Source organism: Acidihalobacter sp. (genome assembly GCF_037381185.1).
GTDB lineage: Bacteria > Pseudomonadota > Gammaproteobacteria > DSM-5130 > Acidihalobacteraceae > Acidihalobacter_A.
Genome location: NZ_JARRQY010000092.1, coordinates 1 through 7,796, shown reverse-complemented (window position 1 = coordinate 7,796; position 7,796 = coordinate 1). Strand labels below are relative to the sequence as shown.

General features: G+C 57.9%; 9 protein-coding genes. 2 read left to right on the top strand and 7 right to left on the bottom strand.

Annotation, left to right across the window (positions count from 1 at the left end; translation table 11 throughout):
* Nucleotides 1-286: 286 nt before the first annotated feature.
* The 6 genes from P8014_RS19840 to P8014_RS19815 form a co-directional block, all read right to left on the bottom strand.
* Entirely contained in the window at nt 287-1,315 is a 1,029-nt protein-coding gene (locus P8014_RS19840) for a hypothetical protein (protein ID WP_337819065.1), read from the bottom strand.
* A 4-nt stretch (nt 1,316-1,319) separates the two neighbouring features.
* Nucleotides 1,320-2,516: an MFS transporter gene (locus P8014_RS19835; protein WP_337819064.1), complete on the bottom strand. Its 1,197-nt coding sequence runs from the start codon at nt 2,514-2,516 to the stop codon at nt 1,320-1,322.
* A gap of 238 nt (nt 2,517-2,754) precedes the next feature.
* Complete coding sequence (locus P8014_RS19830; RefSeq protein ID WP_337819063.1) at nt 2,755-2,961, bottom strand: hypothetical protein; 207 nt, start codon at nt 2,959-2,961, stop codon at nt 2,755-2,757.
* 138 nt (nt 2,962-3,099) lie between these two features.
* The gene (locus tag P8014_RS19825; protein ID WP_337819062.1) at nt 3,100-3,393 is read right to left on the bottom strand and encodes a hypothetical protein; all 294 of its coding nucleotides are present in this window, start codon (nt 3,391-3,393) and stop codon (nt 3,100-3,102) included.
* Nucleotides 3,394-3,431: 38 nt separating this feature from the next.
* Complete coding sequence (locus P8014_RS19820; protein ID WP_337819061.1) at nt 3,432-4,667, bottom strand: MFS transporter; 1,236 nt, start codon at nt 4,665-4,667, stop codon at nt 3,432-3,434.
* A 2-nt stretch (nt 4,668-4,669) separates the two neighbouring features.
* Nucleotides 4,670-5,737: a methyltransferase domain-containing protein gene (locus P8014_RS19815; protein ID WP_337819060.1), complete on the bottom strand. Its 1,068-nt coding sequence runs from the start codon at nt 5,735-5,737 to the stop codon at nt 4,670-4,672.
* A gap of 204 nt (nt 5,738-5,941) precedes the next feature.
* Between P8014_RS19815 and P8014_RS19810 the strand changes: the two genes are divergently transcribed.
* Nucleotides 5,942-6,844 (top strand): AraC family transcriptional regulator, encoded by a 903-nt coding sequence (locus tag P8014_RS19810; protein ID WP_337819059.1) that lies wholly within the window; start codon nt 5,942-5,944, stop codon nt 6,842-6,844.
* 177 nt (nt 6,845-7,021) lie between these two features.
* On the opposite strand, the gene P8014_RS19805 is transcribed toward P8014_RS19810, so the two are convergent.
* On the bottom strand, nt 7,022-7,183 hold the full coding sequence (locus P8014_RS19805; protein ID WP_337819058.1) for a hypothetical protein: 162 nt from the start codon (nt 7,181-7,183) through the stop codon (nt 7,022-7,024).
* An 11-nt stretch (nt 7,184-7,194) separates the two neighbouring features.
* On the opposite strand from P8014_RS19805, the gene P8014_RS19800 reads away from it, so the two are divergent.
* On the top strand, nt 7,195-7,677 hold the full coding sequence (locus P8014_RS19800) for a Plug domain-containing protein (protein ID WP_337819057.1): 483 nt from the start codon (nt 7,195-7,197) through the stop codon (nt 7,675-7,677).
* The last annotated feature ends 119 nt before the right edge of the window (nt 7,678-7,796 follow it).

Sequence of the window (7,796 nt, the reverse complement as noted above, 5' to 3'; positions counted from 1 at the left end):
AATCACGCTAATAGGCCGGCGTCAACGACGCTAAAGTCGTGGTTCGCGCCACCGTGGACGGATACGCGAGGGGCCAAACACCTCGCCGGCTGAATCAGCAATAGTTCAGCGTGTCCTTAACAATTCATTCAAGCCGACGCCGCTTCGCGACGCAGCTTAATTCAGGCGTTAGGCTCACGAACATGACGAAATCGCTCAATATCTGCGACATTCGATAACCACCCAATTTAAATTGACGTTCTGAGAGCAGAGATAATGTTCCTTCACAGGAGGTGGGGCCGAAGACTTACAATATCTTTGCTTGAATCAAGAGTGCCTCAAGCAGGAAAAAGGTGGCGCAAGGAGACTCCACCAACTGGACCTCATTGGGACCGATTCGATAGTGATGCCCCACGAAACTTCCAGTTTCCACGATTTCCTTTGTCAACAGCTCTTCGAGATGCAGGTAGGACTGTTCACGCAGCCATAGCCTATCCGGCAAGTGTTGCCACAGCCTGAGCGGGGCCACGGATACAATGGCCAACGCACATGGGTCAACGGGCGATGCACCATTGCCTGGCGCTGAACCATCCCACTGGCGGTGCCAGTACGCGCATGCGCGTACCGCCGCATCGATATACCGTTTCTGTCCATACAGGCGCGCGGCCTCGGCAAGTCCGAGCATCGCCCAGGACTGTCCTCGTTGCCACGCACCTGCGGTCTCCTCAGCAGCATGCGGAACCAGAACCACCACATGACTACGCCAAGCGCCAGCGGCTCCCTGTAAATGCGTCATGCAGGCATCCAGACGCCATTGCGCCATAATGCATCCTTTGCGCCCTCCGTGCGTATGCATCAGCGAGAGAATTGGCGCCAGCGAATCCACGTTGAGCGTGTGCCGTCCGTTATCTCCGCCCCCCATGCCTTCACCCAGCGGCCACGCGGCCAACGATCCGTCGAAGCTGTCAGCCATTGCCTGTGTCGCGCGCCGCGCAAGCCTTGCCGCGTCGTCGTCACCGTGCAATCGACCACCAAGACCAGGGCCATACCAGAACACGAAACTACGATTCACGCTTGGCTCATCCAGCATGGCTTCCAACTTTGTGCACCACTGCGCGGCTTGGTCCCGGTCCGTGCCTCGCCCTGTGACGGCTGCCTTCAACCACCATAGGCCCGCCCAGAAACCACCCATCCAAGAACCGCGCTTAGAGAGTGTCCAATCTGATGCCGAAGCCACTCGGAACAGTGGAAACTTGTCATAGCATTGCGCTGCAATGCTGTCCATGCGTTCAAAGATGGCCTCAATGGCGGTTTGCTTGAGCGCGTCTTGTCGCATAGGATCAAATCTCTTCTTTACGGTTTCGAAGTCGGTACAGACCTACGCACAGCAGGCTTCCAGCAACCAATGCCCCGAGCAGAAATTGCCAGGCCACCGAGTACCCACCCGGCAGGGTCAACAGGACGCCGAATAGCGGAGGACCGACGGCAAAGCCCCCAAAGAAGCCAACTGACAGCATGCCTGCCGTACGAGCCGGAAGGCCAAAGCGCGGGTCTCGCAGCAGCATGCTCATGGCAATGGCGTTGGTCGCAACCACCGTCAGCCCCATTCCCAGGACTCCAACCCACAACGGCCAGTATCGTTCGTGATCGGCCAACCGCATCACCAACAGCGCCGCGATAGGTAGCAGGAAGAGCATGAAGAGCAGCACCGTTTCGTCGCGCAGGCGAGAGCCTATAGGTGTAAGTAGCACGCGTGAAAGAATGCCCATCACGCCGAAACCGCCCACCATCGCACCAATAAGCTGGGCAGACACGCCCAGTTGATGAGCATAGACGCCAAGGAACGTGATGAACGAGGACAAAGCCAAGCCAGCACAAAACTGGATGGCCATCAACATCGAAAGCCTGCTATTGGGTCGCTCCACCTTGAAAGGCTGGGCAGCCGCAGGTCCGACGGCCTTAGGCGGGATCAATCGCGTCGAGATATATGCCAGTAGCAGTGCCACAGGCACCCATACTGCGAAGGCACCTCTTAATCCGAACCAAAAGGACAGACTAGGCAACACAAGCCCGGCGACAAGGGCGGAAGCCTGAATACCAGATTGCTTGAGCCCCACCACCGTAGCCTTGCGGCCAGGTGGGACAGCTTGCGCAATGGCTTGGTTGGTGGCCGGATTTGCCAGCGATTGCGCCACTCCACAGAACAGTAACGCCACCACCATTCCCCAAAAGCCAGGCAACAGCACCATCAACGTGAAGGAAAGGGCGACCAGCAGGAACAGGCTCTTCAATCCGCTGCGGCTGCCTATGCGCTGGACCAAGGTTCCTACCCAGGGCGAGAGGACGGCGGCCAACCCGAAAGCGCTGGTGGTCAACCATCCCAGGCGCTCCTGAGATATGTCCAGGTCCGCAATGAGCTGCGGCCCAAGCACACCAATGGCATAGAAGACCATCATTGGCATGCCCATCGCCAGAGTCAGCAGACTGGCTAGAATGGTGGTCGATTGGGCAGGGGCGGATTTCAGCATGTCATTCATTCGGCCGCCTTCGAGAAATGCATCGACGGTCGTACCGGATCGAACGGCCGCTCCGGCGCAGTAGCCGATAACAACTGTTTCCCTACCGTACTGATCAAGGCGTCGTCCGCACCATCGAGAATGTGTGTAGTGCGTGCTGCCCGGTAGATTCCGGACAAAGGGGTCCAATCGGCAAGTCCCTCTGCGCCCATGATCTGAATAGCGCAATCGGCAGCCTCACTCAGCGCATCCGATGCAGCTAATTTCGTGACGTTGACTTCGATGCCTCGAACTTCTCTGCGGCATCTTGAAGCAGGCAACGGGCCGAGGCGATACCACGATAGACCTTCTTGATTCGCTTCTGGCCAAGCAAGCCGACGTTCGGTATGAGAAGATGGCGACTGTACCGATTGACCTCCTCGCGGCTCAGTTCGTCACCCGGCGCGACTAAAGCGGGTATCTGCATATCAATCTCCGTTCATAATCCAAATAAGAACCAAACTTATTATCATTCTTATCTTGCATATTGACCTGGGCAATACTCATCGACCGCATATTCATATGCGAAGCGGAGAAAAAACTATTCGCGTGCAACCAAACCGCGTCAGGCTTCGAATGTGGCCAGATCCGCGCGCACCGCTCGGAACGCAACCAGGAATCGATCCGCTTCTTCCATCGTCAGCACCAGCGGCGGCTGGATACGCATGACGCGATTGTTGTTGGCAGTCACGAACGTCAGCACGTCATGTTCTTTCGATAGCTTGGTCATGAAGCGAAGGACGAACATGTCCTCCAGGCTTGCCTCCAGTTCGCGCATGGCCGCTTCGAGGTGGAAACGGGCTTTGCCCGGCATCATGCGATAAGTGGCGGCGGCCTTGGCGGGAATACGACTGGTCATCTCTCGCACGAGCGCATCGGCACCACTTCGTGCCGGGATTAGTCCGCTGTAAGCATCGCCTCCGCGGTGGTGCCAACGCTGTGCCGCACCCACCACGCCAGCAGGAAGGCACACAGCACGCCAAAGCTCAGTCCGGTCAACATGCCGACCTGACCTAATCGATCCAGCATCACACCCGCTGCCACGGGTACCGCTATACGCGTCACCGTGAAGAGGGTCGATTGCAGTCCATAGTCCGAGGCATTGCGCTGCCGACGGGTAAAGAACATCGTCAAACCAAACATCAACGCCGATACCGCGCCCATACTTGCCGCCACGATCAGAACACTGGCGGTCAACCAGACGGGCCCCAACTGTGCCCATACAGTGACGGTGAGAAGCACCAGCGCGCAAAGCGCCGCCAGGAGGTAGGCTGGAATCGCACGCGCTGCGCCCAGCACCCGCACCAAGCGCCCACCGATCAGGCTGGATAGCGCGCCAGTGACGCCGCCCGCGATGCCCACCGTCCATGCTACTTGTTCAAGGGGCATACCTTGGTCAAGCATCAAGGGCTTGAGGTAGAGCCAGACCGCGCCAATGAATGGGAAGCTGGTCAGCAGAAGCCATGTCCACTGTTTGGCCCCCGGCTGGCCAAAGAAGCTCACCCAATCGGCGACAAAGCCCAATTGTTCACCCGGCTCGGTTTGTGTCTGGAGAGAGGCCTTGTCGCGCAGCGCCGCGAACGGCAAGCAGCCGACTAGTAATCCCATCGCCATGATCACGAACGGCGCTTGCCAACCCCACCGCGCTTGCACGATCAACATGGCGCCACCACCTACGACCGCTCCGACGAACAGCGCCGCTGATCGAATGCTGCCCGCCCGTAGCTGCTCCACGCGCGGCAACCATTGCACGGCCAGCGCATTCAGGGGAATGTCCATCCAGGTGGTGGCGATGCTGATGGCAAAGGTCAGCGCGAACAGCGGCAGACGATGTTCGATCAGATTTTGCCTGCCGATTCCGACGTACAGGGCGAGCAACAGCAGACCCAGCAGCCACAGCCAATGTACGAAGTGACCGCCGCCTAATCGCACGTGCTGCACCGGCATCGCCAGGGTGAACTTGAAGATGACCGGCAACGCTGCCAACTGGAACAGCCCGATCTCCGTACCTGTCCACCCGTGCTGGCGCATTACCAACGGCATACCGAACATCAGGTAGATGCTCGGGACCGCCAACACCAGGTTCATCCATCCGAACAGGAGTTGCAGTCCCCACAACCGCGTTTTCGTCATCGTTATCCTCCACGCGCCTTATGCGCGACCAATGCAGTAACCGGCGTAACGGGAAAGCGCACGCCATCCCACTGCTTTACATCGACAAATCCAGCACGCGTCAGGTTGCGAGCCAGTTCTCCTTCGGGTAGAACATGTCTGCCTTGCATCCGCATGTGCAGGTAATACTGTAAGATGCGCCTGGCCTGCGGCGCGGTCGCATGCACTTCCGCGTGACAGCACACCAGCACGCCGCCGGGCCGCAAGGCCTGATACAGCCGATTGAGCACCGCCGGAATATCCGGCACGAAATGCAGAACGGATGAACACCAGATCAGGTCGTAGTCGGCGCCGAAATCATCCTTGTTCAGATCGCCGCCCATCGCCTGAAGGCGACCTGATAGCCCTGCCTCGACGATGCGCTCGGTGGCGACAGCGGCCACCGCTTCGTACTCGAAGACCGTTCCGGTCAACGCCGGCTGCAACCGCGCCAGGGCAATGGCCGCCAGCCCAGGACCGCCACCCAGGTCCAGCAGCCGCTTCGCGTGCTGGAATTCGGGCTGCATGGTGAACAGTTCACACGCCACCTCCGCCGTGACGGCGCGCTGTTCCTGAGTGATCTGCGCGCGCGCGGCCATTGCCCACCCTTGCTGAACAGCGTCGGCGTCCGGGGTTGGCGTCATGCCGCTTCCCTTGCGCACCAGATCATCCAACTGCATACCGACCTGGCGCAGGACGCGATGACGGAACAGCAGGGCATCCCCGCAGTAATAGTCTGAATCGGTGCTCAGGTATTGGGCAGCGACAGGCAGATTTCGGTAACGTTGCTGCGGGGCACTCTCACGCTCCAGCAGATCCATGCTCCACAGCAGCTCCAGCAGGTAGCCGGTGTTGGCGTGGTCCAGGGCCAGCTCTTCAGCGACCTCGTCAGCGCCGGCGAACTGCCCCAGATGCGCGAACAGGCCACATTCCAATGCCATCCGCACCGCATCCGCTCCCAGCCCGGACAACTGCAGGTCCCAGCAAGATTGCAGCGCATGCGATTCGACCAGATGCACAGGTGAAGCGACTGCTTTCAACGATTGACGCATCGCGTCTTCTCCTTCGATAACCACGACGTTGACTTAACATCATGATATATATTTGATGAGAATCATTTGCATTAATGAATATGCGAGGCGGAGTTATTCGTATGCAGAACGCTTAAAGCGGGAGGAGCAATGAGTACGCGCAAATGCAGCTACCGTCTGACGACGGATCAGCCTCGGTTATGCCTCGCCCTTGACGAGGGTCGAGTGCGTCTACAATTGCCCGACGATCTCGGCAATTGCTACACCGAGTGCATGGAACTGGAACAAGGGTTCTTGCTGAGCCGCCTGCATTACTGCCCCACTCGGCCACTCGTCGAGGAAAGCAACGGCCCCCATGCCGAGCGCGTGATGGTGGTTACGATCGGCCTGCGCGGGAAATCTGGCTACCGGGGAGACGACGCCCCCGGCCTGCTCTTCAAGGCGGGCCACACCACCATCACAGCGTTCCGGGCCATTCAGGGGGAAAGGCACTACGAGGCGGATGATCCCGTCTCGCAACTGCGTTTGGTGATCAATGAGGCGGCGCTGAACAAATACGTGGGATCGGAGCGAGCTGGCCAGATTCTGAGCGGCGCCGGTCTGCATCGCTTGTCGTTTCACCCCAGCAGCGACGCGACCATGGCGCACGCCGCCGCTCTGACACGCTACATGCAGGCTGGTGTAATGGCGCAACCAAACTGCCACCGTCGTCTGGACCTGCATATCCACGCGCTTAGCCTTCTGTCCGAACAGTTCAACCTGCTGACCCCGCCCAAGCCAGCAGGGGCCACCCCGCTGTCCGCTGATGACATTGAACGCATCGAGCGTGCGCGCGACATTCTGACCGGCCAGTTGCACCAGTCACTGACGGTCGAATACCTGGCTACAGCCGTTGGCATGAACGCGCACAAGCTGAAGGAGGGTTTCCGCTACCTCTACAACAACACGCCAATGGGCGTACTTCTTGAACTACGCATGCGAAAGGCGTACACGCTGCTTGAGGCCGGCAAGCAGGTGGCGCAGGCCGCATGGCAGGTCGGTTACAAGTACCCCAACAATTTCTCGGTTGCATTCACGCGCTACTTCGGTCGGCCGCCAAAGTCCATCTTCGGAAATAGGCAACAGTAGCTTCACTCGCGCTACTCGCTTCGCCAGCCGCGACCGCTATTTCACGCCCATCGTTGGGTTTGACGCCAGCGCCGACGTCCCGTCTTGCACCCAAAATCCATACAAGAAGATGAATCCTATAGGGTTCACATAGGAATTCTTCTGTCTTGCATATAAATCTAAGTGATAATCGTTTGCCTATAAGACGATAATCGAAGCGTGGGGATTGCCATTGTCGTGGCATCTCGCAACCGGATTGAGGGCGAGGGGAATCGCGGTGTCTGAGATCGGCATGCGGCGGAACTGGTTGTCTTCATCACCTGGTGGCGCGATGGCCAAGGCAAGGGCTTTGTCCGTCATGAATGGCTCTCATGGGTGTTTTGCCCATGCTGCCCGTCGATTCGCTTGAATGGAGTCCGGGATTCGTCATTATGTCATTGTTCTCAATGGAAACCGTCAAGAAGTTCAACTTTAAAACTCTGGCTTGGGCAATCCTTCTGGCCCTCTCTTTTGAACACGCCTACGCACAGGAAACCATCAATCAGAAAAGTTCATCCACGAAGGAAAAAGGGGAAACCTCGAACAAAATCGATGTTTTTTCCCTTCCCCCTGTTACGGTAACAGCGCGCAAGATCAGAGAAGATATTCAGAAAGTGCCGTTGTCCGTCACCGAAAAAACGGGCATGGAGCTGGAAGATGAGCACATTCAAAACACGCAAGCCCTGTCTCGCTGGGTGCCAGATTTCAACTTCTCCAACAGTGGATTGCCTTTCGACAATCTACTGAATATCCGGGGTATTGGATCATCATCAGCACTGATTTCTCCATCCGTCATCTATTACGGGCGCCTCTAACAGGCTGTTGAAAAAGTCCTGCAAACCCGGAAGATTGCTTTTGGATTGTTGAGTGAGGGTTGTGGCCGATGCGCGGTGCAGACATACATCAAGATACGCTGTTCAGTACGGTGAGTCCG

Bases quoted from the DNA above. Each gene is read 5' to 3' on its own strand.
- P8014_RS19840 (WP_337819065.1), bottom strand. From the start codon at position 1,315: ATGCGACAAGACGCGCTCAAGCAAACCGCCATTGAGGCCATCTTTGAA.
- P8014_RS19835 (WP_337819064.1), bottom strand. From the start codon at position 2,516: ATGAATGACATGCTGAAATCCGCCCCTGCCCAATCGACCACCATTCTA.
- P8014_RS19830 (WP_337819063.1), bottom strand. From the start codon at position 2,961: ATGCAGATACCCGCTTTAGTCGCGCCGGGTGACGAACTGAGCCGCGAG.
- P8014_RS19825 (WP_337819062.1), bottom strand. From the start codon at position 3,393: ATGACCAGTCGTATTCCCGCCAAGGCCGCCGCCACTTATCGCATGATG.
- P8014_RS19820 (WP_337819061.1), bottom strand. From the start codon at position 4,667: ATGACGAAAACGCGGTTGTGGGGACTGCAACTCCTGTTCGGATGGATG.
- P8014_RS19815 (WP_337819060.1), bottom strand. From the start codon at position 5,737: ATGCGTCAATCGTTGAAAGCAGTCGCTTCACCTGTGCATCTGGTCGAA.
- P8014_RS19805 (WP_337819058.1), bottom strand. From the start codon at position 7,183: ATGACGGACAAAGCCCTTGCCTTGGCCATCGCGCCACCAGGTGATGAA.
- P8014_RS19800 (WP_337819057.1), top strand. From the start codon at position 7,195: ATGGGTGTTTTGCCCATGCTGCCCGTCGATTCGCTTGAATGGAGTCCG.